The organism is Pantoea sp. X-Soil-YNGN-775 (assembly GCF_059730575.1).
Map to the genome: position 1 here is coordinate 1,627,112 of NZ_AP035945.1, position 24,247 is coordinate 1,651,358.

Annotated in this window: 21 protein-coding genes; 14 read left to right on the plus strand and 7 right to left on the minus strand. The window is 58.0% G+C overall.

Features of this window, described 5'->3' with window-relative positions; translation table 11 throughout:
- The first annotated feature begins 1 nt into the window (after window position 1).
- The 7 genes from AC6I8I_RS07640 (at window position 2) to AC6I8I_RS07670 (ending at window position 8,109) form a co-directional block, all read left to right on the plus strand.
- The gene (locus AC6I8I_RS07640; RefSeq protein ID WP_312756647.1) at window positions 2–601 is read left to right on the plus strand and encodes a DUF2291 family protein; all 600 of its coding nucleotides are present in this window, start codon (window positions 2–4) and stop codon (window positions 599–601) included.
- A complete protein-coding gene (locus tag AC6I8I_RS07645) occupies window positions 601–2,115 on the plus strand; it encodes a sugar ABC transporter ATP-binding protein (RefSeq protein WP_497828496.1) in 1,515 nt (504 codons plus the stop codon). Before AC6I8I_RS07640 ends, AC6I8I_RS07645 begins: the two co-directional genes overlap by 1 nt.
- 2 nt (window positions 2,116–2,117) lie before the next feature.
- Window positions 2,118–3,224: an ABC transporter permease gene (locus tag AC6I8I_RS07650; protein WP_312057565.1), complete on the plus strand. Its 1,107-nt coding sequence runs from the start codon at window positions 2,118–2,120 to the stop codon at window positions 3,222–3,224.
- A gap of 190 nt (window positions 3,225–3,414) precedes the next feature.
- Window positions 3,415–4,245, plus strand: a complete 831-nt coding sequence (locus AC6I8I_RS07655) for a transketolase (RefSeq protein ID WP_312057564.1) — start codon at window positions 3,415–3,417, stop codon at window positions 4,243–4,245.
- Entirely contained in the window at window positions 4,238–5,182 is a 945-nt protein-coding gene (locus tag AC6I8I_RS07660) for a transketolase family protein (RefSeq protein WP_312057563.1), read from the plus strand. The genes AC6I8I_RS07655 and AC6I8I_RS07660 overlap by 8 nt, the downstream gene beginning before the upstream one ends.
- A gap of 2 nt (window positions 5,183–5,184) precedes the next feature.
- Window positions 5,185–6,672 (plus strand): FGGY family carbohydrate kinase, encoded by a 1,488-nt coding sequence (locus AC6I8I_RS07665; RefSeq protein ID WP_312057562.1) that lies wholly within the window; start codon window positions 5,185–5,187, stop codon window positions 6,670–6,672.
- Between the two features lie 18 nt (window positions 6,673–6,690).
- A complete protein-coding gene (locus tag AC6I8I_RS07670; protein ID WP_312057560.1) occupies window positions 6,691–8,109 on the plus strand; it encodes an L-fucose/L-arabinose isomerase family protein in 1,419 nt (472 codons plus the stop codon).
- A 164-nt stretch (window positions 8,110–8,273) separates the two neighbouring features.
- On the opposite strand, the gene AC6I8I_RS07675 is transcribed toward AC6I8I_RS07670, so the two are convergent.
- Window positions 8,274–9,404: a mechanosensitive ion channel family protein gene (locus tag AC6I8I_RS07675; RefSeq protein ID WP_312057559.1), complete on the minus strand. Its 1,131-nt coding sequence runs from the start codon at window positions 9,402–9,404 to the stop codon at window positions 8,274–8,276.
- Window positions 9,405–9,502: 98 nt separating this feature from the next.
- Window positions 9,503–10,237 carry a flagellar brake protein gene (locus tag AC6I8I_RS07680; protein ID WP_497828497.1) on the minus strand — a complete coding sequence of 245 codons (735 nt, stop codon included), beginning with the start codon at window positions 10,235–10,237 and terminating at the stop codon, window positions 9,503–9,505.
- A 212-nt stretch (window positions 10,238–10,449) separates the two neighbouring features.
- On the opposite strand from AC6I8I_RS07680, the gene AC6I8I_RS07685 reads away from it, so the two are divergent.
- Window positions 10,450–10,698, plus strand: coding sequence for a GlsB/YeaQ/YmgE family stress response membrane protein (locus tag AC6I8I_RS07685; RefSeq protein ID WP_031375306.1), 249 nt, complete (start codon window positions 10,450–10,452; stop codon window positions 10,696–10,698).
- Between the two features lie 61 nt (window positions 10,699–10,759).
- Here the strand turns inward: AC6I8I_RS07685 and AC6I8I_RS07690 are convergent, their stop codons facing one another.
- Window positions 10,760–12,859, minus strand: coding sequence for a TonB-dependent siderophore receptor (locus tag AC6I8I_RS07690; protein ID WP_497828498.1), 2,100 nt, complete (start codon window positions 12,857–12,859; stop codon window positions 10,760–10,762).
- Window positions 12,860–13,050: 191 nt separating this feature from the next.
- Window positions 13,051–14,736, minus strand: coding sequence for an alpha,alpha-trehalase TreA (treA, locus tag AC6I8I_RS07695; RefSeq protein WP_497828499.1), 1,686 nt, complete (start codon window positions 14,734–14,736; stop codon window positions 13,051–13,053).
- 210 nt (window positions 14,737–14,946) lie between these two features.
- Here treA and ghrA point away from each other — a divergent pair, with 210 nt between their 5' ends.
- Genes ghrA through AC6I8I_RS07710 form a run of 3 tightly spaced genes read left to right on the plus strand, consistent with a single transcriptional unit; the run spans window position 14,947 to window position 17,259 of the window.
- A complete protein-coding gene (gene ghrA / locus AC6I8I_RS07700; RefSeq protein WP_312756661.1) occupies window positions 14,947–15,888 on the plus strand; it encodes a glyoxylate/hydroxypyruvate reductase GhrA in 942 nt (313 codons plus the stop codon).
- Between the two features lie 39 nt (window positions 15,889–15,927).
- Entirely contained in the window at window positions 15,928–16,665 is a 738-nt protein-coding gene (locus AC6I8I_RS07705) for a phosphatase (RefSeq protein ID WP_497828641.1), read from the plus strand.
- A 27-nt stretch (window positions 16,666–16,692) separates the two neighbouring features.
- Window positions 16,693–17,259 (plus strand): TorD/DmsD family molecular chaperone, encoded by a 567-nt coding sequence (locus tag AC6I8I_RS07710; RefSeq protein ID WP_312057468.1) that lies wholly within the window; start codon window positions 16,693–16,695, stop codon window positions 17,257–17,259.
- Window position 17,260: 1 nt separating this feature from the next.
- Here the strand turns inward: AC6I8I_RS07710 and AC6I8I_RS07715 are convergent, their stop codons facing one another.
- On the minus strand, window positions 17,261–18,625 hold the full coding sequence (locus tag AC6I8I_RS07715) for a CoA transferase (protein ID WP_497828500.1): 1,365 nt from the start codon (window positions 18,623–18,625) through the stop codon (window positions 17,261–17,263).
- 48 nt (window positions 18,626–18,673) lie between these two features.
- Entirely contained in the window at window positions 18,674–19,558 is an 885-nt protein-coding gene (locus AC6I8I_RS07720) for a DMT family transporter (RefSeq protein WP_312756668.1), read from the minus strand.
- A gap of 178 nt (window positions 19,559–19,736) precedes the next feature.
- Between AC6I8I_RS07720 and AC6I8I_RS07725 the strand changes: the two genes are divergently transcribed.
- Window positions 19,737–20,459 carry a glutamine amidotransferase gene (locus AC6I8I_RS07725; protein ID WP_312057465.1) on the plus strand — a complete coding sequence of 241 codons (723 nt, stop codon included), beginning with the start codon at window positions 19,737–19,739 and terminating at the stop codon, window positions 20,457–20,459.
- On the opposite strand, the gene AC6I8I_RS07730 is transcribed toward AC6I8I_RS07725, so the two are convergent.
- A complete protein-coding gene (locus tag AC6I8I_RS07730; protein ID WP_312057463.1) occupies window positions 20,447–21,010 on the minus strand; it encodes a class I SAM-dependent methyltransferase in 564 nt (187 codons plus the stop codon). The two genes, AC6I8I_RS07725 and AC6I8I_RS07730, sit on opposite strands and share 13 nt — an antisense overlap.
- 232 nt (window positions 21,011–21,242) lie before the next feature.
- On the opposite strand from AC6I8I_RS07730, the gene exaC reads away from it, so the two are divergent.
- Both exaC and tssB read left to right on the plus strand, forming a co-directional pair.
- Window positions 21,243–22,763 carry an acetaldehyde dehydrogenase ExaC gene (gene exaC, locus AC6I8I_RS07735; protein WP_312057462.1) on the plus strand — a complete coding sequence of 507 codons (1,521 nt, stop codon included), beginning with the start codon at window positions 21,243–21,245 and terminating at the stop codon, window positions 22,761–22,763.
- Window positions 22,764–23,726: 963 nt separating this feature from the next.
- The gene (gene tssB, locus AC6I8I_RS07740) at window positions 23,727–24,224 is read left to right on the plus strand and encodes a type VI secretion system contractile sheath small subunit (RefSeq protein WP_497819884.1); all 498 of its coding nucleotides are present in this window, start codon (window positions 23,727–23,729) and stop codon (window positions 24,222–24,224) included.
- The last annotated feature ends 23 nt before the right edge of the window (window positions 24,225–24,247 follow it).

Consider the following 24,247-nt stretch of genomic DNA (forward strand, 5'->3'; position numbering starts at 1 on the left):
CATGAAACGGATACTGGCGGTATTAACCGGGATGGCGCTGCTCAGCGCCTGTACCGTGGTGGATCTGGATGCAAACGGTCAGCCGATTCTGCCGAAAGATCCGCAGGCGAAACCGGGTTATGCGACCCAGACGCCGCAGCAAATCGCGGAGGAAAGCTGGCAATCACGGGTGATGGACACCGCCAACAGCCATGCGCTGAGCTGGGCTGATATGCAAACCAAAAGTCAGACGGTGAAGGCAGGCGGCCGTGAAAGCGTGTTTGTCCGCGCCAGCGGCACCGTCAGCGCACTGAACGACAGCAATCCGCGTGAGCGCACCCTCACCCTGATGCTGAACGGCAAGCCGGTTGAGGTCAGCGTCGGGCCGGTGCTGCGCAGTAATGCCATCCGCGATGCCGCCGGTTTTCGTTTTGAAGAGTTCACCAATCAGGTGCAGTACGCCCAGCTGACCCGGGCGCTCAATCGCCACGCGGTGAAGCAGCTGCCGACGCTGGACGCCAGCTGGGTCAACCAGCCGGTACAGGCGCTGCTGGCGGTGAGCATCGGACACGGCAGCGTTGACGATGTGGTGGCGGTCGAACTGAAGCGGGGGACGCCCTGATGGACGCTGAGATCATTCTGCGGGCTGAGCAGATTTCAATGCTGTTTCCCGGCACGCTGGCGTTGGATCGCGTCGACTACCGGGTATGGCGCGGCAAAGTTAACGTCATCATCGGTGAAAACGGCGCCGGTAAATCGACCCTGATGAAGATTCTTGCCGGGGTGCAGCAACCCACCGCCGGCGCGCTGTTTCTCAACGGCGCACCGCTGACGCTCAGCAGCACCCGCGACGCTGCCCGGCACGGTATCGGCATGGTGCATCAGGAACTCAATCTGTTTGAGAACCTGACGGTGGCGGAAAATCTGTTTCTGGGACGCGAACTGCAGCGTGGCTTAGCGCCGATTAATGAGGCGGAGCAGGCACGCCGCACCGCGGCGCTGATGGCGCGTCTCGACCAGCCGATTTCGCCCAATGAACGGGTCGGTAACCTGAAAGTCGGTCAGCAGCAGCTGGTAGAGATCGCCAAAGCGCTGGCTGAGGATGCGGACATTCTGATCCTCGATGAACCGACCTCGGCGCTGAGCAAAACCGAAGTGGAGATCCTGTTCCGGGTGATTCGCGATCTGACGCAGCAAGGGGTCTCAATCATCTACATCTCGCACCGGCTGGAGGAGTTGATGGCGATTGGCGATGTCATCACCATCCTGCGCGATGGCCGTTTCCAGGCCGAAGCGCCGGTCAGCAGCATCGACGTGCCGTGGATTGTGCGGGAGATGCTGGGCAGCGAGCCGGTTACCACCTTTCTGCCGGAGTCACGCCAGTTCGGCGCCCCGATGCTGGAAGCGCAACATATCACCTGCGTCAGCCCGAACGGCAATACGCTGGTCGATGATGTCAGTTTTCAGGTGCGGGCCGGTGAAATTGTCGGCATCTATGGCCTGATGGGGGCCGGACGTACCGAGCTGTTTGAGTGCCTGCTGGGCAGCCAGCGCAACTATCTGGGCAAGCTGTGGCTCGACAGCAAACCGCTGCCAACCCGCCTGCCGACGGCGGATCGCATCCGGATGGGCATGAGTCTGGTGCCGGAAGACCGCAAGCGGTCGGGGATTTTTCCGGTTTCCTCGGTGGCGAGTAACCTGACTATCGCCAGCCTGTGGCGGCGGCTGTCGCACCGTTTTGCCATCGCTCATCAGCAGGAGCAGCAGGCGGTGAGTCAGACGGTCGGCAATCTGGCGATTAAGATCTCCTCGCCAGAGGTGGCGATCAGCGCCCTGAGCGGAGGCAACCAGCAAAAGGTGGTGATTGGCCGTGCGTTGCTGACCAATCCGCGCCTGCTGCTGCTGGATGAGCCGAGTCGCGGCATTGATGTCGGGGCAAAAGCGGAAGTGTTTCGCATGATGGTGGCGCTGTCGCAGCAGGGCATTGCGGTGCTGTTTTCCACTTCCGATCTGAAAGAGATCATGGCGGTAGCCGACCGCATCCTGGTGATGTCGGGCGGCAAACTTACGGCTGATCTTCCGCGTGAGCAGGCGGAAGAGGCAGCGCTGGTAAAAGCAAGTGCGCAGGGGTTCTGAGCATGAAAAGCAATAACAGCGTGGCGCTGACCACACTTCCGGCTAAGGCATTTAACTCGCGTGAAAATTTTTTGCTGCTGCTACTGAAGCTGCGCACCTTTATTGCGCTGATTCTGATCGTCGGGTTCTTTGCCATCACCGTGCCGGACTTTCTGGCGGTCGGCAGCCTGGTGATCATGGTGAAGCACATCGCCATCAACGCGTTTCTGGCGCTCGGCATCACCTTCGTCATTATCACCGCCGGCATTGACCTGTCGATTGGGGCCACGCTGGGACTGTGCGGCATGATCGCTGGCTGGCTGATCACCAAAGGCATCGTGTTACCGATGTTCGGCATTGCGATCTTTCCCAGCGTCTGGCTGATCGTGCCGTTTGTGCTGCTGGTCGGCGCGCTGATCGGCGCAGGCAACGGCTGGATCATCACCCGCTACAACGTTGCGCCGTTTATCTGCACCCTCGGCACCATGTATATCCTGCGCGGCGCGGCAATGCTGACCTCGGGCGGAGAAACCTTTCCCGGCCTGCAGGGTAATCCGCTGCTCGGCAACACCGGTTTCGATCAGATTGGTGCCGGTCATTTTCTTGGTTTGCCCTATGCCATCTGGATGATGGTGCTGCTGGCGCTGGTGATTGCTTACGTCGCGCGCCGCCTGCCGTTTGGACGCCAGGTTTACGCCATCGGTGATAACGAACGCGCTGCCGAGCTATCGGGGGTAAAAACCCGTCAGGTCAAAATCCTGGTCTACACGCTTTCCGGCTTCTGCGCGGCGATTGCCGGCATTGTGGTCTCATCACAGCTGGTCGCCAGCCATCCGGCCAACGGCACCGCCTTTGAGATGAACGCTATTGCCGCGGTGGTGCTGGGCGGCACTTCGCTGGCGGGCGGGCGCGGCACCATTGTCGGCACGCTGATTGGGGCATTTGTGATTGGCTTCCTGGCGGACGGATTGATCATGATGGGCGTCAGTGAGTTCTGGCAGATGGTGATTAAAGGCATCGTGATCATCATTGCGGTGATCATCGATCAGACCCAAAGCCGGATGCAGCAAAAAGCGGCCGTGGTCGCGCAAAAAGCACTGATAGAGGAGGGCGCGCCACTCAAACCTTAATCGGTCAGCCTGCTTACTGAGCCGGCGATCAGCGAATGACCCGCACGCGAATCTGCTATTGCGTGTTCAGCTGCCGCCACCCCAGGAGGCAGCAATAAAGCCGGTCCGAGTGACCGGCCGTTTTACCGGCCATTTTTTTTAACCCTTATGAATATTTATTCATAAACGATTTAAAATTCAGAGGTAGCGTATGAATCCTTTCACTCTTCCGGTAGACGATCTGAAGCGCAGAGCGCGGGCGATCCGTCGTCGTATTATCCAGCTTAACGCAGGCAGTCCGGCGGGGGGGCATACCGGAGCCGATCTGTCGCAGGTCGAGATCCTCACGGCGCTCTATTTCCGCATTCTCAACTGCGCGCCGGATCGCACCGATGATCCGCAGCGTGACATCTACATCCAGTCAAAAGGCCATGCGGTCGGCGGTTACTACTGCGTGCTGGCGGAGGCGGGCTACTTCCCGACCGACTGGCTTGCCACCTATCAGCATGCAGATTCCCATCTGCCCGGGCATCCGGTGCGGCAAAAAACCCCTGGCGTTGAACTGAATACCGGTGCGCTGGGACACGGGCTGCCGGTGGCGGTCGGGATTGCTATCGCTGCCAAAAAAGACCGCAGCACCCGCCGCATTTTTGTGGTTACCGGCGACGGTGAGCTGGCGGAAGGCAGTAACTGGGAGGCGGCACTGGTGGCGGCCCATTACGGCCTCGACAACCTGATCATCATCAACGACAAGAACAAGCTGCAACTGGCGGGCGCGACCCGCGAAATCATGAACACCGATCCGCTGCCGGAAAAATGGCGCGCTTTTGGACTGGAGGTCACCGAGTGCAACGGTAATGACATGGCGGCGGTGGTCGACACCATCGAAAGCCTGCCGCAGAACGGCAAACCGCAGGTGATTGTGGCGCATACCGAGAAGGGATTTGGCGTCTCCTTTATCCAGAGCAAAGCCGAATGGCATCACCGGGTACCAAAAGGGGCGGAAATTGAGCAGGCGCTGGAGGAGTTAAAAGATGAGTAATGCACAACATTTAGCCAGTGTAATGGTAACGGCGTTTATTGACGCGGTGAATCGCGGCGTGGATCTGGTGCCGGTGGTGGCGGATTCGACCTCGACCGCCAAAATCGCGCCGTTTATCAAGGCGTTTCCCGATCGTCTAATCAACGTCGGCATTGCTGAGCAGACGCTGGTCGGCACTGCGGCAGGCCTGGCGCTGGGCGGTAAAATCGCTGTTACCTGTAATGCCGCGCCGTTTCTGGTGTCGCGGGCCAATGAGCAGGTGAAAGTTGACGTCTGCTACAACAACACCAACGTCAAACTGTTCGGGCTGAATGCCGGTGCCAGCTATGGCCCGCTCGCCAGTACCCATCACAGCATCGACGACATCGCAGTGATGCGCGGCTTCGGCAACATTGAAATCTACGCGCCCTCCTGTCCGCTGGAGTGCCGCCAGATTATCGATTATGCGCTGGCGCACGTCGGGCCGGTCTATATCCGTCTTGATGGCAAAGATCTGCCGCAGCTGCACGATGAAAGCTACCAGTTCAGGCCAGGGCAGATCGACGTATTGCGCGAAGGTCATGACATCGCGCTGGTGGCGATGGGTTCGACCGTTCACGAGGTGGTTCACGCCGCTGAGCAACTGGCTGAGCAGGGGATTTCAGCCGGTGTGATCGCGGTTCCATCGATTCGACCCTGTGATACCCAACAGCTGCGCAACCTGTTAAATCACTACCCAGCGGTTATCAGCGTTGAAGAGCATAACGTCAATGGCGGTGTCGGCAGCCTGGTGGCTGAGGTGCTGGCGGAAGGCGGCTGTGCGATTCCGCTGCTGCGGCTCGGTATTCCGGATGGCGAATATGCCATTGCCGGCGATCGCGCCTCAACCCGGGCCCGCCACGGCATTGATGCCAGCAGCGTGGTTAACAGTGCAGCGCGTATCTGCGCAGGAGCGTAACGATGGTGGGACCCCTGATCCTGGCGATTGATGAAGGCACCACCAATGCCAAAGCGATTGCGGTTGATCGTCTCGGTAGCGTGGTGGCGCGCGGTAGCCAGCCGTTAACCCTGGCGCATCCGCAACCGGGGCTGGCAGAGCAGGATCCGCTGGCGATCTGGCAGGCGGTAAAGCAGGCGATCGCGCAGTGTCTGGCGTCGTGTGGCGGGGCCAGCGTGGCGGCGGTGGCGATCAGTAATCAGCGTGAGTCGGTGCTGATCTGGCAGCGCCACGACGGCCAGCCATTGACGCCGCTGGTGAGCTGGCAGGATCGGCGCTCTGAGCCGTTCTGCCGGGATTTGCATCAGGCGGGTAAAGCGCCGCGTATCACCGGTCTGACCGGGCTGGCGGTCGACCCGATGTTCCCGGCTGCCAAGCTGACCGGCATGCTGGCGGCTATCCCGGATGGCGTGGCGCGCGCCGAAGCCGGTGAACTCTGTATTGGCACCGTCGACAGCTGGCTGAGCTGGCAGCTCAGTGCGGGCGAGACCTTTATTACCGATCATGCCAATGCTTCACGCACCCAGCTCTACAGCCTGCATCTTAACGACTGGGACGATGAGCTGCTGGCGCTGTTCCGGCTGCCCCGCGCCGCGCTGCCGCGTATTGTCGCCTCCGCCAGCGAACAGGGCGTGGTAGCGATAAATGATATTGCGGGCTTAGCGCCGGGCACGCCGATTCTGGCACGCATCGGCGACTCCCACGCCGCGCTGCAGGCACAACGGCGTGGCGCAGCGGAAGTGGTAAAAGCCACTTACGGCACCGGATCGTCGCTGATGATGTCAATGGCGACGCCGCTGCTGACCGAAAACGGCCTCAGCACCACCGTGGCCTGGCATGACGGTACCCTGCGCTTTGCGTTCGAAGGCAACATCACCCACACCGGTTCCGGCGCGGCGTGGCTCGGTAGCATGCTGGGGGTTCAGGACCCGCGTCAGCTCACCGCGCTGGCGCAAACCAGTGAAGATAATCAGGGCATCTATTTTGTGCCGGCGCTCTCCGGACTGGGCGCGCCCTGGTGGGATTTGCAGGCGCGCGGCATGGTGTGCGGCCTGACGGATGCGGCCACCCCGGCGGTACTGGCGCGGGTGGCGCTGGAGTCGATCGTCTGGCAGATCGCCGACGTCTTTTTTGCCATGGAGCAGGCCAGCGGCCAGCAACTGCCAGCGTTGTGTGTTGATGGCAGCGCTACCGAAAACAGCTGGCTGATGCAGCTGCAGGCCGATGTGTTGCAGCGCCCGTTGCTGCGGGTCCCGACCGCCGAAGTCTCGGCGCTGGGCGCCGCGCTGCTGGCAGGCAAAGTGCTGGGCTGGTGGCAGCAGGGCAGTGATATGCAGGCGTTGCAGGGCGGCAACGTGATCGCGCCGCGTGAGGCGTATGCGCAGCGGATGCAGGAAAACTATAAAGGCTGGATCGACGCCGTCGCTCGCTGTCGTTATCAGCCACATTAACCCTTTCGGAGCAGAGCCATGTCAAAACTTCCTCAGCAGTTAACCTTCGGCGTCATTATTGGCAACCGCGGGTTCTTTCCCAGCTATCTGGTGGGTGAGGCGCGCCAGCAGGCGGTCGCGCTGTTTGAAAAAATGAACATCAATACGGTGATGCTGGATGAGAGCCAGACCAATCTCGGCGGGGTGGAGACCCGGCAGGAAGCCAAAATCTGCGCCGAACTGTTTCGCCAGCACCGTGATGCCATTCACGGTGTGGTGGTGTTGCTGCCTAACTTTGGCGACGAAAAAGCGATCGCGGAGGCGTTACGCCTGGCGGGTCTGAATGTGCCGGTACTGGTGCAGGCCGAGGAAGATAATCTCGACAAAATGGGGCTGGCGACCCGCCGTGACAGCTTCTGCGGCAAAATATCGCTGTGCAACAACCTGCGGCAATATGGCATCCCCTTTACCCTGACCCGTCAGCACGTCTGCGCCCTGAGCGGTGAGATTTTCATGCAGGATCTGCAGCGGTTCAGCCAACTCTGCCGGGTAGTCAATGCGATGCGACGGGTGCGGGTGGGGGCGATTGGTGCCCGGCCAGCCGGATTCAATACCGTACGCTACAGCGAAAAGCTGCTGGAGAAGATGGGGATTGCGGTCGAAACGCTCGATCTGTCGGAGATTTTCACCCGAACCAACCGGCTACGTGATGATGATATCCGCGTAGCGGAGAAGCGCGAGATTCTGGAAGCCAACGCCGATGCGCGCGGCATTCCGGGCGAAAAACTGCAAACCATGGCGAAGCTGTTCGTGGTGATCAGCGAGTGGGTCAATGACAACGATATCGACACCACCGCGATTCAGTGCTGGACCTCGCTGCAGGAAAATCTCGGCATTAACGTCTGCTCGATCATGAGCGTGATGTCGGGACAGCTGATGCCCAGCGCCTGCGAAGTGGATGTGATGGGCGCGCTGTCGATGTATGCGCTGGCCAGCTGCTCGCTGAGTCCCGCCTCGCTGGCAGACTGGAATAACAACTTTGGGGATGAGCGTGATAAATGCGTGCTGTTTCACTGCGGCAATTTTGCCAGCGCCAGCCTGGAGTCGCCCACCATGGGCACGGCCGACATTATTGGCACCACGGTGGGCAAAGAGAACACCTGCGGTGCGGTGCATGGCCGGATGAAAAGCGGCGATCTGACCTATTTCCGCCTCTCAACCGATGATTTCAGCGGCGAGATCAAGGCCTACGTCGGTGAAGGCCTTTCGGTAGAGGACCCGCTGGATACGGTGGGCTGCCGTGCGGTGATTCAGGTGCCGCAGCTGGAGTCATTGCTGGCGTGGATTTGCCGTAACGGTTTCGAACATCATGTGGCGATGAACCACTCCGCCACGGCAGAGGTGTTACAGGAGGCGTTTAGCCAGTATCTGGGCGTCAGCTGTTATCACCATCAGTAGCGCAGTGCCGGTTCGCGAGGGTTGCGTCAGAAGCCAGGCGTGGCTCGCCTGGCCCACATTGGGTTACGCGGGCCGGGCGAGTCAGGGCATTTACAGAGGGCGGATTTTCTCCGCCGGCCTTCCCGTCAGGCAGCGGGAAGGCCGGCATCGGCGCGAAAGCCCGCTTAGCGCGCCATTCGGCGTACCTCGCCATCCTCATTGTCCACCGCCACCAGATCCACCGGCGGCAGATTTCCGCCGCTGAACTCAACCTGACGGATCGGAAAGGCAAAGCGAATGTTGCGCTGTTCCAGCGCCGCCATCAGCTGCAGGTTAATCTCCTGCTGGATATCCATGTACTTATTGTAATCGGCGTCCAGCACGAAGTAGACCACTTCAAAGGTGAGCTTAGAATCTTCAAATGCCAGGAAATGGGCGCGGTCGAAGCGGGTGGTCTCAACGCTCTGGATAATCTCTTTTACCAGCGGACTGATTTCACGCACCTGCTCAGATGGCGTGGCATAGCTGATACCGAACTTAAACACGATGCGGCGCTGCTGCATGCGCTTGTAGTTATGAATCGTCTGCTGCAACAGAATGGTATTTGAGCAGACAATCTGCTCACCGCTCAGGCTGCGCAGGCGGGTGGTTTTCAGGCCAATGTGCTCAATCGAACCGGCAATATCACCAAACACGATAAAGTCGCCGTGCTCAAACGGCTTATCGAAACCGATGGCCAGCGAAGCGAACACGTCACTGAGTACCGTCTGAATCGCCAGCGCAATGGCGATACCGCCGACGCCGAGACTGGCAACCAGCGCGGTAATGTTGATGCCCATATTCGACAGAATGGCGAGGAACATCATGATCCACACCACCACGCGCAGCAGAATACCCAGAATCACCGTGGTGACCGGATTTCGCACGTGCAGCGGATCGCGCAGCAGGCTGTGCAGCCAGAGCCGTATGCCGCAGTCGATCCACAATGCCAGCTGAACGATCAGCGCCAGGAACCAGCCGTGCGATATCGCCACCCGCCATGAGGCGGGTAAATCGACAAACTTCAGCGCGATAAGCAGTGAAAAGATCAGCAGCAGGGTCTGACTGGTACTGCGCAGAATTTCCACCAGGATACCGGTGGCCCGTATGTGGCGGTGCTCGCTATAGCGGGCAATCCGGTTAGAGATAAACCGGATCAGGGTACGCAGCAGCCAGTAAATGACGAGAGTAGCGACAACGACGATGGCACTGTTGAGCCAGAAAGACTGATTAAACAGAATGGATTGAAAATGACGTGAAGCAAGCCAGTTTTCCATTGGGGAGATTCTCCTTGCTGGGTTCCGGTTTAAAAGAAAACAAGCAAGAAGCATAGCCTGGATGCGGCGCAACTGTGCGGCGCATCCGGCAAAAGAACTTATTGAAAACGGGTCGATTTATCGCGCGCAAGGCGCTCAAGGGCAAAAATGACCTGCTGCAGCTGTCGCTCCTGCACCGGATCGAGGGCCGAAAAGCGAAAGCTCAGTCGCGGCGTAATGCGGGTTTCATTTTTATGCGTAACCACGCTACGTTCGCCAATGTGCAACAGCTTTACCGGCACTTCAAAATGACCATACTCGCCCAGTTCGACGCAAAATTTTTTGAAGCTGTCACCGATTTGTAACCCTTCCGGCAGGGCGTCATCGATCAATACACCGATACCGCCCAGCGATAAATCCTGTAGCCGCAGGCGCGCTTTATTGCCGTCGGGCCACTCGGTGTGGCACCAGAACTGCGGTTCCAGTGGCGCATTGACGCGGAAAAATTCACGACGCTGGATCTGCCACACCAGTTCAGGCAGCGGCGCGCTGAACGCAGGCAGCCCCTCGAACTCAACCCGCTTCAGCGAAGCAAGACTGAACTCAACTTTAGCGCCATAGGTTTCTGCCGCAATGCTCAGCTCATTGCAGTTCAGGGCATAGTCGTTATCCAGATTGTTACTGCCGAGATCAAACAGCAGCTGGTCTTCATCGGCCGCCAGCATGCGGCTGATAAACTGCCCACGGGAAAAACTCACCAGTAACGGGGTCTGTAAACGCAGCAGGTCCTTCATTACGCCCAGGACGGCCAGCGTGCCACGTTTTAAATATTGTTCCTGATCGGCTTCTTTCACTTCCTGGCTCCAAAAGGTTGGTGCTTTATTTGTTCTGTTTTTTTTGCCTCATCTCCGTTATCGGCGTGGCAAAAAAAAGCTTTAGCCTCTGACAGGTCAATAATAACTGTGAGCAAGTAAACATTTTTTGAAAACCTGTCTATACTTATCGCGGTAAACCGCTTGATAAATCAAGCGTTCACGATTTAATCATAAAAAGGAAGGAGCAACAGATGGGTATTATTTCCTGGATCGTCTTTGGCTTAATCGCAGGTATTCTGGCGAAGTGGATCATGCCGGGTAAAGACGGTGGCGGTTTCATTCTGACTATCGTGCTGGGTATTATCGGTGCCGTAGTGGGTGGCTGGATCAGTACGCTGTTTGGCTTCGGTCGTGTCGATGGGTTTAACTTCGGCAGCTTCGTGGTTGCAGTGATTGGTGCCATCGTGGTGCTGTTTATCTACCGCAAAGTACGCAGTTGATCGTAACGGTTTAATCAAAAAAGGGGACGAAGCGATTCGTCCCCTTTTTCACATCCGGCGATTAGAAATCGTAACCTACCGTCGCCATCACGCTGCGTTCCGCGCCCCAGTAGCAATAGCCGGTGCCGTAGCAGCCCGCCACATATTTGCGGTCAGTCAGGTTGTTGGCGTTTACCTGCAGCCACGCGCCTTTCAGACTGCTGTTCCAGACGCCGAGGTCGGCCCGCACCGACGCATCAAACAGGGTAACCGACGGCACACGGGTGGTGTTTTCGTTGTCAGCCCACTGTTTGCCGATGTAGCGCACGCCCGCGCCCGCGCTTAAGCCGTAATCAAACTGATAGTGACCCCACAGGGCCGCCATGCTGTTCGGCGTCACGTAAGGGGTGTGTCCCTCGTTGCCATCAACTGAATCTTTAAAGCGCAGGTGATTGAGGGTGTAACTGGCGACGGTGCTCAGACGTGGGGTTAGCTGATTACGCGCTTCCAGCTCAATTCCCTGCGAATGTACTTTACCGGACGGCGTATAGGTGCCGTCCTGGACATTACGGTTAGCCACATCCTTCTGCGTCAGGTCATAGACCGCCAGCGAATAGAGATCGCGGGTGCCGTTCGGCTGATATTTCACCCCGGCTTCATACTGCTCTGCCGTGGTTGGTTTCAGCAGGTTGTTATCAGGATCGGTCAGGGCCGTTGGGGTGATCGCCTGGCTCCAGCTGACATAAGGCGAGATACCGTTGTCAAACGCGTAAAGCAGCGCTGCGCGGCCGCTGATATGGTCGTCCTGCCGCCGATCGTTGCCGCTGTTGTTGGCGACGATCCGGTCATAGCGGCCAGAGAGATCGAGATGCCAGCGATCCAGCTTCATCTCATCCTGCAGGTAGAGGCCGGTCTGATAGTAGCGGCGGGTTTCATCGCTCCAGCTGTAGGCCGGCATTGCGCCAACCTGTTCCCCGGTGACGGCATTGAGCTGCGAGGCACTGTCGGCGGCGCTGCTGATCTCATTTTTATAGCGATGATACTCCGCACCCATCGTCACCCGATGTTCCACTTCTCCGGTCGCGAACTCCGCCTGTAACCGGTTATCGGTGGCCCAGCCGGCCAGTGAGGAGCGCTCACCGGAATAGTAGCGATTCAGCAGGTCAGGATTTACCGCATCCCAGCCAATCTGATAAACCTGATCGAGATCGACGTTGGAATGGCTGTAACTGCCGGTGGAGGAGAACGACCAGACGTCGTTAAAGCGATGGGCGAAATCGTAGCTGTAGATCTGTTCACGGCGCTTGAACTGATCCAGGTCGCTGTTGCCTTCATAGAAACCGTTGCTCAGCTTATAGCCGTTATGCTCACTCAGGCTGCCGTCGGCCGGCACCGAGCCGTGATAGCCGCCGGACGGATCTTTCTGCAGATAAGCTTTGAGGATTAAGTGGGTATCTTCATCCGGTTGCCACATCAGCTGTGGCATCAGCGCATACTTCTCTTCACGGGTATGGTCGTATTGCGTATCGCTGTTGCGGGTCACACCGGTCAGGCGAAACGCCCACTGATCGTTAATCGCGTTGGTGTAATCAAACATCGCACCGGTGGTGGCGTTATTACCCGCCTGCAGCTGGATATGGCCCTCTTCACTGAACTGAGGACGTTTCGTCACCATGTTGACCAGCCCGCCCGGCACCGTCTGACCATACAGCGCGGAAGAGGGGCCTTTAATCACATCGATGCGTTCGAGGAAGGCGTTATCGACCTGCAACACGTTGAAGCTGCCGCCGTCGCTCATCACCCGTAAGCCGTCAAGGAAGGTGTTGTCAACATCGCCGCCGTGAAAGCCGCGCAGGGCAATGGTGTCATAACGGGTCGCGGCACCGCCGAAGTTGGTAAACACACCGGAGGTGTAGCCAAGCGCCTGATTCAGGGTCAGTGCGCCCTGATCCTGCATCTGCTGGCGCGTCACCACCGACACCGACTGCGGCGTGGTGATCAGCGGACGATCGCTTTTCATCGCGCCCTGACTGGTGGTGGCAAGATATCCCTGGGTCGGGGAGTCAGCCTGCTCCTGCGGTTGGGCTGTGACCACCATATCAGCAGCAAAACTCAGGGCCGGCGCGGTCAGCGCCAGGGTGCAGAACGGGACATAACCTTTCAGCGGCGATGGCAATCTCATTGAAATTCCTTTCATGGCAGAGGTTCAGCAGGTGAATAATAGCCTCGATAAGCATTCTCATTATCAGAGTGAGAATTATTACCGTTTGTAAGTTCGCTGCAATTTTGCCTGGCAATCGAAGAACGTCAAGTAAATTTCGCTAAAAGGCGAGGGCAGAGACCGCCAGCAAGGCCGACGGTCTCCAGAGAACATCAGGGTTGAGCGGCAGACGCCTGAGGAATATCGTGGGCGCTGTTACAGGTTTTATCTTTCGGGCAGTATTTATCCAGCAGTTTCAGCGTGACGCCGTTAGTCCAGCCGAAGCCGTCCTGCAACGGATATTCACCGCCGCCGCCGCCGCCAAGGTTTTTGCCTTCCACCACATATTTTTCGACCAGCTTATGTTCACGGTCGTAGGTGTTCTGGACGTTCTGCAGGAAGCGCAGCCCGACCTCTTTCGCCAGTTTTGGCTGGTTATAATGTTCCAGACCTTCTACTGCCACCCATTGCAGCGGCGCCCAGCCGTTCGGCGCATCCCACTGCTGGCCGTTATTGACGGTGGTGGTCACCAGCCCGCCCGGTTTCAGCAGCTGTTTTTCCACCGCGCTGGCGGTGCTTTCAGCCTGCTTATCGCTGGCAACCCGCAGATAAAGCGGGAACAGCGCGGCGGCAGTCAGCTGCGGATGCACCTGTTTTTTCTGCCAGTCGTAATCAGCATACCAGCCCTGTTTGCTGTCCCACAGGTAGCGGTTAATCGCGGCCTGGCGCTTCTCTGCACGGTCGGCAAACTGCTTCGCCAGATCGTCCTGCTTGTTCATCTGATAGCCTTTTGACAGCGTCTGCTCCAGATGGAACATCAGGCTGTTAAGATCGACCGGTGCCAGCTGGGTGGTACGGATGGTCGCCAGATTGTGGGCATCGGTGAACCAGCGGGAACTGAAGTCCCAGCCGGATGCCGCGCCAGAACGCAGCTCGCGATAAAGCTCCGCCTTGTCGCGCTGTGGCGCTTTCTTCGCGGTGGTCACATCATCCATCCAGGATTCGGTACGCGGCACATCGCGTGCGTCCCAGTAGCGGTTCAGCACCGTGCCATCGCTGAGTTTGATGGCGCGTTTGCTGGCTGAGCCGGCGGTCAGTTTGTCACTGTCGGCCATCCAGTAGTCATACTCTTTTTGCAGCTGTGGCAGATACCGGGTATAGGCTTTGCCGTCATCGTGGCTCGCCAGCAGATCCACCATCAGGCTAAAGAACGGCGGCTGCGAACGGCTCAGATAGTAGCTGCGGTTGCCGTTGGGAATGTGGCCGTAACGGTCCAGCAGCGAGGCGAAGTTATCCACCATATCCTGCACCCGATCCCAGTGACCACTTTCCGCCAGGCCGAGCATCGTGAAGTAGCTGTCCCAGTAATAGACTTCGCGGAAACGACCGCCCGGCACCACATACGGCTTCGGCAACGGCAGCAGTGAATCATACTGACCGGCACTGCTGGCGGTGCGGGTCAGTACCGGCCATAAGCCGTCAATGTGGTCACGCAGATTTTGTCCGGCAGGCGGCACATATTTATCGCCCTGAGTGGGCAGCGTGAAGTTGGCGGCAACAAAGCGTTTCAGATCAAAGTTGCGCTGTTTTTTCTGCATCTGCCAGTCGGCCAGGATCGATGCCGGATCGTATTTAGGCACTGCATCAGCAAAAGTTTTTTGATCGGGATAGAACTTTGCTTGCTGGACGGCATTAAACAGTGGCCCTAAACGGACATCCGGCGGCTGCGGCTGATTATTCAGCATACGCGACGTGTCGTCGGCGTGAACGGTGAAGGCAGGTACGCTCAGCAGCAGCGTGAGCAGAAGGGGTGCATAACGCTGACGCCGTTCAGTGGCGTTTACCTCAATTTTTGTCATCGGTTTTTCTCCTTGTCCGAAACGCGGCCGCGTGTAACGCATTGACCACACGACCAACTTTAGACCTTATCTGTCCGCTTCACCCTGAAGCCAGCCGGAAATGTGAAGCCACGTGAATAATTTTTACTGAAAAAAGCGTTTTTTCCAGCCGGTTTTTGCTTGCCCTGATGCCGGTTTTCCCTGACGCTGAAAGAAAAAAAGGAGAGCAGGATGGAGATCATCTGGTATCACCCGTCGCAACCCGCCGCGACATGGATTAATGGTTTACAACAGCGTCTGCCGCAGGCGCGGGTACGTGCCTGGCAACCGGGCGATGAGGGCCCGGCCGATTACGCGCTGGTGCGTTCTCCGCCAGCAGAGATGCTGCAAGGGCGCAGCGGGCTGCGCGGGGTATTTGCGCTGGGCGCCGGGGTGGATGAAATTCTCCGCCAGCTGCAGCAGTATCCGGATATGTTGCCGGAGACGGTGCCGCTGTTCCGGCTGGAAGATACCGGCATGGCGCGGCAGATGCAGGAGTATGCGGTCCACAGCGTGCTGAGCTGGTTCCGTCGTTTTGACGACTACCGGTTACAGCAACAGCAGCGCTGCTGGCAGCCGCTGCCCGCTTATCCGCGCGACAGCTTCACCATCGGTATTCTCGGTGCCGGGGTATTGGGGCAGAGCGTGGCGGAAGCGCTTAAACCCTGGGGATTCCCGGTGCGGGTCTGGAGCCGTTCGCCGAAGCAAATTGCGGGTGTAACCAGCTTTGCCGGCCGTGAGGCGCTGCACGATTTTCTGCAGGAGACCCGGGTATTAATCAACCTGCTGCCCAGCACTGCGGAAACCATCAACCTGATTAATCACGACTTTTTCCAGCAGCTGCCGCACGGCGCTTTCTTCCTCAACATCGCGCGCGGTGCGCAGGTGGTGGAAGCAGATTTACTGGCGGCGCTCAACAGCGGCCAGCTGAAAGCCGCCGCGCTGGATGTGTTCCAGGTCGAGCCGTTGCCGGAATCGCATCCGCTCTGGTCTCATCCGCGCGTCACGCTGACGCCGCATAATGCGGCGGTAACCTTAATCGACGAAGCTATTGACTATATTGCCCGGGCGATTCACCAGCATCAGGCGGGAGAAACACCGCAGGGGCGGGTCGATCGTCAGCGTGGCTACTAATTACCCTGCCCAATCAGGGGCTATCAGCAGGAGAAGATGATGTATCCGGTAGATCTGCATATGCACACCATCGCCAGTACGCACGCCTACAGCACGCTGCACGATTACGTCACTCAGGCCAGACAAACGGGACTGAAACTGTTTGCCATAACCGATCACGGGCCTGATATGGCCGATGCACCGCATTACTGGCACTTCATCAATATGCGCATCTGGCCGCGGGTGATTGATGGCGTCGGGATTCTGCGCGGTATTGAAGCCAATATTAAAAACCAGCAGGGTGAGATTGACTGCTCCGGTCCGATGCTGGATGCACTGGACCTGATCGTGGCGGGCTTTCATGAGCCGGTCTACGCGCCGCGTGACCGAAAACACCACACTGACGCGATGATTGCGGCGATGGCCGGGGGACTGGTGCATATCATCAGCCATCCGGGTAACCCGAAATTCCCGGTGGATATCCCGGCAATCGCCGAGGCTGCAGCCCACTACGATGTGGCGCTGGAGATCAATAACTCCTCCTTTACCCACTCGCGTCCGGGCAGTGAACCTAACTGCCGGGCGATCGCTGCCGCGGTGCGTGATGCCGGCGGACGGCTGGCGTTTGGCTCAGATTCACACACCGCCTTTACGCTCGGCCATTTTGAACACTGCCTGCGCATCACCCGCGAAGTGGATTTTCCAGAGGATCGGGTGTTAAATGTCACGCCGCGGCGTCTGCTCGACTTTCTCGAACAGCGTACCGGCAAACATATTGCTGAACTGGCTGACTTTTAATTTACTTTGCCTCAAGGAAACTGACTCATGAATGAGTTTTCCATTCTGTGCCGCGTGATCGGCTCACTGTTCAATCGTCAGCCGCAGGACCCGCTGCTGGTGCCGCTGTTTACCCTGCTGCGTGAGGGAAAACTGCAGGCGCAGTGGCCGCTGGAGCAGGACGAACTGCTGACCCGTCTGCAACAGAACAGCGATCCGCAGGCGCTGGCCGCCGATTACAATGCGCTGTTTGTTGGCAGCGACTGTAAGGTGTCGCCGTATGCGTCACAGTGGCCGGAAGGAAAAACCGAGCCGGAAGTGCGCGCATTTCTGACCTCACGTGGCATGCCGCTGAGCGATGCGCCTGCCGATCATTTTGGCGTGCTGCTGCTGGCGGCGTCATGGCTGGAAGATCAGTCAGCGGAAGATGAGAGCAGCGCCCAGCTGGCGCTGTTTGAAGAGTATCTGCTGCCGTGGTGCGGCACTTTCCTCGGTAAGGTTGAAGCGCACGCTACCACCGCGTTTTACCGCACGCTGGCCGCGCTCAGTCGTGAGGCGATTCAGGCGATGTACAACGAACTGCTCGACAGCAGTGAGCCGCAGCAGGATGCCTGATTTACCATGATGCCGGGTGCGTACCCGGCAGACAGCCCGGCGTCGCGCAAACTTGTGCGGTGCCGGGCAGCCAGGATGGCGCCCGCAACCTCACGCCCAGCCCCCACGGCGTGAGCTCATAAAATGGCAGATTATCCGCTGTCTTCGCCAGAATAGCTGATTGATTGCTACCCGGTGCCGCAGGATGTTGCTGCAACAGCCAGGCGGTGCGCGCCAGCGACAGCCGCACCTGGCTGCCGTGTCCGTTAGCCAGTCGCTGACGTAATCCCTCCAGTACCGCCGCCGCCAGCAGATAACCAGTGGCATGATCCAGCGCCTGCACCGGCAAGGGCGTCGGCTTATCACTCTGCTGCCACTGCATGCCCTGTTCGGCAATGCCACAGCCCATCTGCACCAGGCTGTCAAAGCCGCGCCGGTTGCGCCACGGACCCTGCCAGCCCCAGGCGTTCAGGCTGACATCAACCAGCCCGGGTGCCAGCGCCTGTCGGGCAGCAGCATCAAAGCCGAGCCGTTCCAGCGCGTCCGCCCGATAACCGTGCACCAGCACATCGGCCTCACGCAGCAGGCGGATAAACTGCTCGCGATCGGCAGGGCGCTTAAGATCGAGCACTGCCCGGCGCTTGCCACAGGTGATCTCCTCATCCAGCGACGGTTCCTGCCAGCCCGGCGGATCGATACGCAACACATCGGCACCGAGGCTGGCCAGAAAGCGGGTGGCGACCGGGCCGGCAATAATTCGCGTCAGGTCCAGCACCCGAATGCCGAGCAGCGGACGTGCCTCGGGCAGTTGCCAGTCCGGCGCGGCGGCCTGGCCGGTGGTCTGCCAGGCGAACAGCGGCTCCTGCGCCACGGCCTGGCCCTGCGGATGTTGCTGCCAGGCGGTCGTGCTGCGCATCTCCGCAGCGCAGCCGCCCGCGTCAACGATCGCCTGCTCCAGCTCACCGGCGGTCCAGCGCCGCACCTCGCGGGCCAGCGAAGTACGGTCAGCGTGCTGGCCCAGTACCCGTTCCATCGCCTGCCGATGATGGGCGGCATTGGTATGCAGGCGGATCCAGCCATCGCGGCTGGCGTAATCGCCGGCGAAGGCATCCCACAGGGTGGGAGCAGGGCGATTAAGCGGCATAAAACTGTGCTGGAACCAGCGCGACGCCAGCCGGACATTCACCTCAACCGGGCGGCTGGTATTGATCAGGGCGGCGGTAGCCTGCGTGGCGAGGCCGATGCTGGTGGCCGCCAGTTCACTGACGGCAAAGGCGGCGGGGAAACTGGCGTTATCGACAAAGGTGGGTAACGGATGCGCTGCGGTGTTGCCTCGCAATCCCTGCCACATCTGCTGCCAGAGGGACGTGGCGAGCTGATGATCCATCTGCTGTGCTCCTGACGAGTGACAATCTCTCAAGCATAGCACGGGTGATTAACGTCGCCGCAGACGCGGGAAGCGGGCATGCATCCGCAGATTACGCAGATTAATCACCGCAATCGCCGTGCCGAGGATCACCAGCGAGGCACCAATGATTTTGAAGCTGTTAAGGCTGTCGCCCAGCACCACAATCCCCATCAGTACCGACAGCACCGGCGTCAGCAATGAGTAGGGCATGATCAGGTTAACGTTGTATTTCTTCAGCAGCACATACCACAGCGTATAGGCGACGATTGATGAGGCGATGGCGCTGTAGAGGATGGCGAACCAGCCGTGCCAGCCCGCATGTTGCAGGGCGTAGAGCTGATGTGACTCCATCACCAGGCTGGCAGCACCGACAATCGGAATGGCGAGGAAGGCGATCCAGCCGGTCATGGTCAGCGGTTTAATTGACGGCGATTTTTTAACAATCAGGTTGCTGACCGCCCAGCCGGTTGCGCTGCACAACAGCAGGCACAGCACCCACCATGTAGGAATGGTCGGGCTGCCGGAGAGCACCACCACGCCGCTCAGTGAGATCATAATGCCCGCCAGCTGCACCAGCTTCAGCTTCTCTTTTAACACCACCATCGCCAGCAGCATGGCAATCGGCGTACCGAGCTGAACCACGATTGCGCCGGTGCCGGCATCGGTGTACCGCATACCGACAAACAGCAGCGAGAAGTGCATGAAGCCGAAGGTAAAGGCCAGCAGTAGCAGCCAGGGTAGCTGCTGTCGGGTGATGCGGCAGAACGGCACCAGCACAATGGCGACCACCACAAAACGCATAAATGTCAGAAACAGCGGCGGAAGCTCAAGCAAGCCCCATTTCACCGCCACGTTGTTGAAGGCCCAGATACACACCACCATCAGAACCAGAAAAAAATGCCGCACCGCCACAATAATATCCTTAACTTTTTTTGCTTAGCTGGCTAATGATGGCACGAACCAGGGCATTTCAGGCAGCAGCGGTTAGAAATTTTCTGTCGCGCTGAGAAAAATAAAATCATAAGACTTTTTTGCGCGTTGCTGTCAGACTGATTTTCCGAAACGCCTCTTGAACAGGACCCGATTCGGTATGACCCACACGCCCGCCTTGCCCATTGCATTGATTCAGCTTGAAGTCCCGCCCGCTAACGTCGTCGCGCAGATTGGTGAACAACCACGCTGGTTCATTGACGCGTTAGATCTACAACCTGATGAGTATCTGATTGTCCGTCCGCATCTGGGCGAGGCGTTGCCGGCCTTCGACCAGATTTCTGCGGCGATCCTCAGCGGCTCGTGGGCGATGGTCACCGACCATGCCGACTGGAGCGAACGCTGCGCTGCGTGGATCAGAGCGGCCATCGACGCGTCGTTGCCGTTACTGGGCGTCTGCTACGGCCATCAGCTGATGACGTATGCGCTGGGCGGCGAGGTAGCGGATAACCCGAACGGCTGGGAACGCGGTCTGCTGCCGGTCACCTGCGGTGCGCAGGCGCAGCGCGACCCGCTGCTGCGGAAACTGCCGCCGACCTTCAGCGCCTGGCTGTCGCACCGACAGTCGGTGCTGACGCCGCCGCCGCAGGCACAGGTGTTAGCCGCCTCTGAGCGCGATGGATGCCAGATTATTCGTTATTCACCGCAGGCGCTGTCAGTGCAGTTTCATCCTGAATTTTCGCCACAGATCATGCGCGCCTGTCTGCCGGACGGCAGTCGTGAGGTGGCTGGCGTGATTGAAGGAAAAGACTGGGCGCGTGAACTGTTAACCGTCTTCTGGCAACAGACGCGCCCGTCAATTGAGCAGGCTCAGGGAGCGTAGTGGCGGGTGCAGCGATAAACCCAGGCGGGCGGCACGTTTTTCAGCACCCGCTGTCGCTCCCAGGTAAAATAGCGTGACAGGTCAGGCTGGGTCAGCGAAGTGTACTGGAATTGCACAAACACCCCGTTCGGGCCCAGCGCCGCGTAGACCGCCCGCAGAATCGCCTCACGCAGGGCAGGCGGCAGCGACAGCAGCGGCAGGCCGGAGAAGATGGCATCATATTGGCCGTTAAGGTACTCCGCAGAACAGGTGCGTACCGTCATACGGTGATCGTCCAGTGCGTTGAGTTTCTCCGCCAGCATGCTGCTGATTTCGAACACATCCAGCGTGGCATCCGGTGACATCCGTTCCAGTAACCGCCGGGTCAACACACCGTCTCCTCCGCCAAGCTCGGCGATACGCAGCTGATTATTCCATTCCACCGACTCGATCATGGTGCGGCACAGCGCATCGGATGAGGGCGTAATACTGCCCATCTTGCGCGGATTGCGGATGAACTGATGCACGAAGTTTGCCTTTGCGCGCATTAAGGTGAAAGCCGAAGCCAGCATGCTTACCTCCAGTATGAATTCTTCCTCATATTGACCCTTTCCTGCTGACAAGTTTCTTATTTATAAGCGCAACCGGGAAAAGTCGGAATTATCTGTAGCAGCAACCGATGCGGCTTTTCCTTCGGGGCGGTCACAGTTTCCGGGCAACAGATCTGACAGGCTGGCAATGATCCTTCATGTTAATAATAAGTTTCATCATTGTTGCATCTCGTCACCTGTAAGGAGAATGACCATGCGTTACGCCGCCCCCGGAGAACAGGGTTCTCTGATCACGCTACAAAAGAATTATGGCAACTTTATTAATGGTGAATTCGTCGCGCCGGTGAATGGCAACTACTTCACCAATACTTCACCGGTTAACGGTTCAGTGGCAGGTGAGTTTCCGCGTTCTGACCGCGCGGATGTGGATAATGCGGTCGCCGCCGCAGCGGCAGCGGCCGATGCCTGGGGTAAAACGTCACCGCAACAGCGTTCATTGCTGCTACTGAAAATCGCTGACCGGCTGGAGCAGAATCTGGAATACATGGCGGTAAACGAGACCTGGGATAACGGCAAGCCGGTGCGGGAAACTCTGGCCGCCGATATGCCGCTGGCGGTCGATCATTTCCGTTATTTTGCCGGCTGCGTGCGGGCGCAGGAGGGCAGCGCAGCAGAAATTGATGAATTTACCGCGGCCTACCATTTTCATGAGCCGCTGGGTGTAGTGGCGCAAATTATTCCGTGGAACTTTCCGCTGCTGATGGCCGCATGGAAGCTGGCACCGGCGTTAGGAGCGGGAAACTGCGTGGTGCTGAAGCCGGCGGAACAGACGCCGCTGTCGATCACCCTGTTTGTCGATCTGATTAAAGATTTACTGCCGCCCGGGGTACTGAATGTGGTGCACGGTTTCGGCAAAGAGGCGGGCGAAGCGCTGGCGTCCCATCCGGGCATCGCCAAGGTCGCGTTTACCGGATCAACCGCCACCGGCGGCCATATTCTGGAGCTGGCAGCGAAAAGCCTGATCCCTTCAACGGTCGAACTGGGCGGCAAATCCCCCAACATCTTCTTTGAAGACATCATGCAGGCGGAAGAGAGTTTTATTGAGAAAGCCGCTGAAGGCGTGGTGCTGGGCTTCCTGAACCAGGGCGAAGTCTGTACCTGTCCCTCGCGGGCACTGGTGCAGGAGTCGATTTACGAGCCGTTCATGGCGGCGGTGATGAAACGCGTCAAAACCATCAAGCGGGGCGATCCGCTCGACACCGAGACGATGGTCGGGGCGCAGGCGTCACAGCAGCAGTTCGATAAGATTCTCTCTTATCTGGAAATTGCCCAGCAGGAAGGCGCAGAAGTGCTGGTGGGCGGGGGGGTTGAAAAGCTGGACGACGCACTCGCCAGTGGTTACTACATCCAGCCGACCTTACTGAAAGGTAATAACAGCATGCGGGTGTTCCAGGAGGAGATTTTTGGCCCGGTGATTGGCATTACGACCTTCAAAGATGAAGCCGAAGCGGTCAGCATCGCCAATGATTCGATTTACGGCCTGGGTGCTGGCGTCTGGACGCGCGATATCAACCGCGCTTACCGCGTGGGCCGGGCGATCAAAGCCGGGCGAGTCTGGACCAACTGCTATCACCTCTATCCGGCGCATGCCGCTTTTGGCGGCTATAAAAAATCGGGTATCGGACGAGAAACCCACAAGATGATGCTCGATCACTATCAGCAAACCAAAAACCTGCTGATCAGTTACAGCATTGAACCACTGGGTTTCTTCTGAGTGTATAGATGAGACGTGCCGCGGTTAAGCGGCACGCAATCAGGCGGGGCGTGGCAACAGGGAGTTCGACTGTCGGCCTGAGCATTAATCTTTTTATTTAAAGCGGTGTCTGGATGAACGGCGGCTCCACGTTGTGGTGGAAACCTGCTTTGCCGTTGCTACCTATCACAATGCTCGTCGGGTGCAGAAGCCAGAGCGTAGCCGCGGCTTTTTTCTGCGCCTGACTCCGGGCATTGCCCGGTCCATTACATCGGGCATTGCTCCCGCACTGCGATCGGTATTGATCCGGGCATTGCTGCACCTGTCAGCCGAAATAAGGTCATCTCTGTCGCTAACCCTTCCCACCACTTCGCCCTGTCCAGAATGCCAGCATTTTCCTCAATAAGTCACGACGAACGGTTACATCTCCTCCTTTTTGGGTACATAAATAATATTAAGCGATATTTAAGTAAAAACAAAAAATTCACTTTCAATGCAATGATGAACATTCCATTTACCGCTGCGCGGCCCGGCTCTCGTAGTTACATAAAAATTACAGTCTCATATGAAGAGTGAAAGTGACGATGCTTTATACGATTTTAAATGCCAGGTTACAGTAATCGTCTGGCGCACATCCTTACCTGATGCGGTCTGCGCACGGTGTCTTTAGAAAATTCTTATAAATCATGGTGATGATCTGATTTTGTTAAAACCCATTCCTGTAATCTTTAGTTACATATTTTCATTTCCAAACGCCGATGCAATGTTTCTAAACTTCGTCAATGAGGCGTTGTCCGAAATTAATGCCTTTCATATAAAACCTCAAAACAGGTGTCATGCTCGCTGATGAATGGAATCTGCCCGATTTTTGACTCACGTCCTCGGGTAGCGTAAACGGGGAAGGGGTTATTTAAAGGTAAGTCTTTCTTATTAATTTTTCAGTGGCATTAACCGTTTCTATTACTTCGTAGAACAGGGACAGCCATGTCTAACTCCTATCAGTCCGAAATCCCCAAAGCCCGCGTAAATATCCGGCTCAGCCTGCACACCGGCGGGGCACAGAAAAAAATCGAACTCCCGCTCAGGCTGATGGTTATCGGCGATTACAGCAATGGCGCAGAGCAACGCCCGGTATCGGAGCGTGAAACCGTCAGCGTCAATAAAAACAACTTCGACAGCGTGATGACTGGATTCACGCCTGCCGTTCACCTGTCAGTCGAAAACACCCTGGCCGGTGACGGCAGCGAAGAGAACGTCAGCCTTTCCTTCAATGAAATGAAAGATTTCGAGCCGGAACAGGTCGCGCGTCAAATCCCGCAGCTGCGGGCCATGCTCGCCATGCGCAACCTGCTCCGCGACCTCAAAGCTAACCTGCTGGACAACGTGACCTTCCGTAAAGAGCTGGAAAAAATCCTGCTCGACCCGACGCTCAGCGCTGAATTACGCGGTGAGTTATCTGCTCTGGCACCGAAACAGCCGTAACGGCCACCCCGGTTTAACGGATT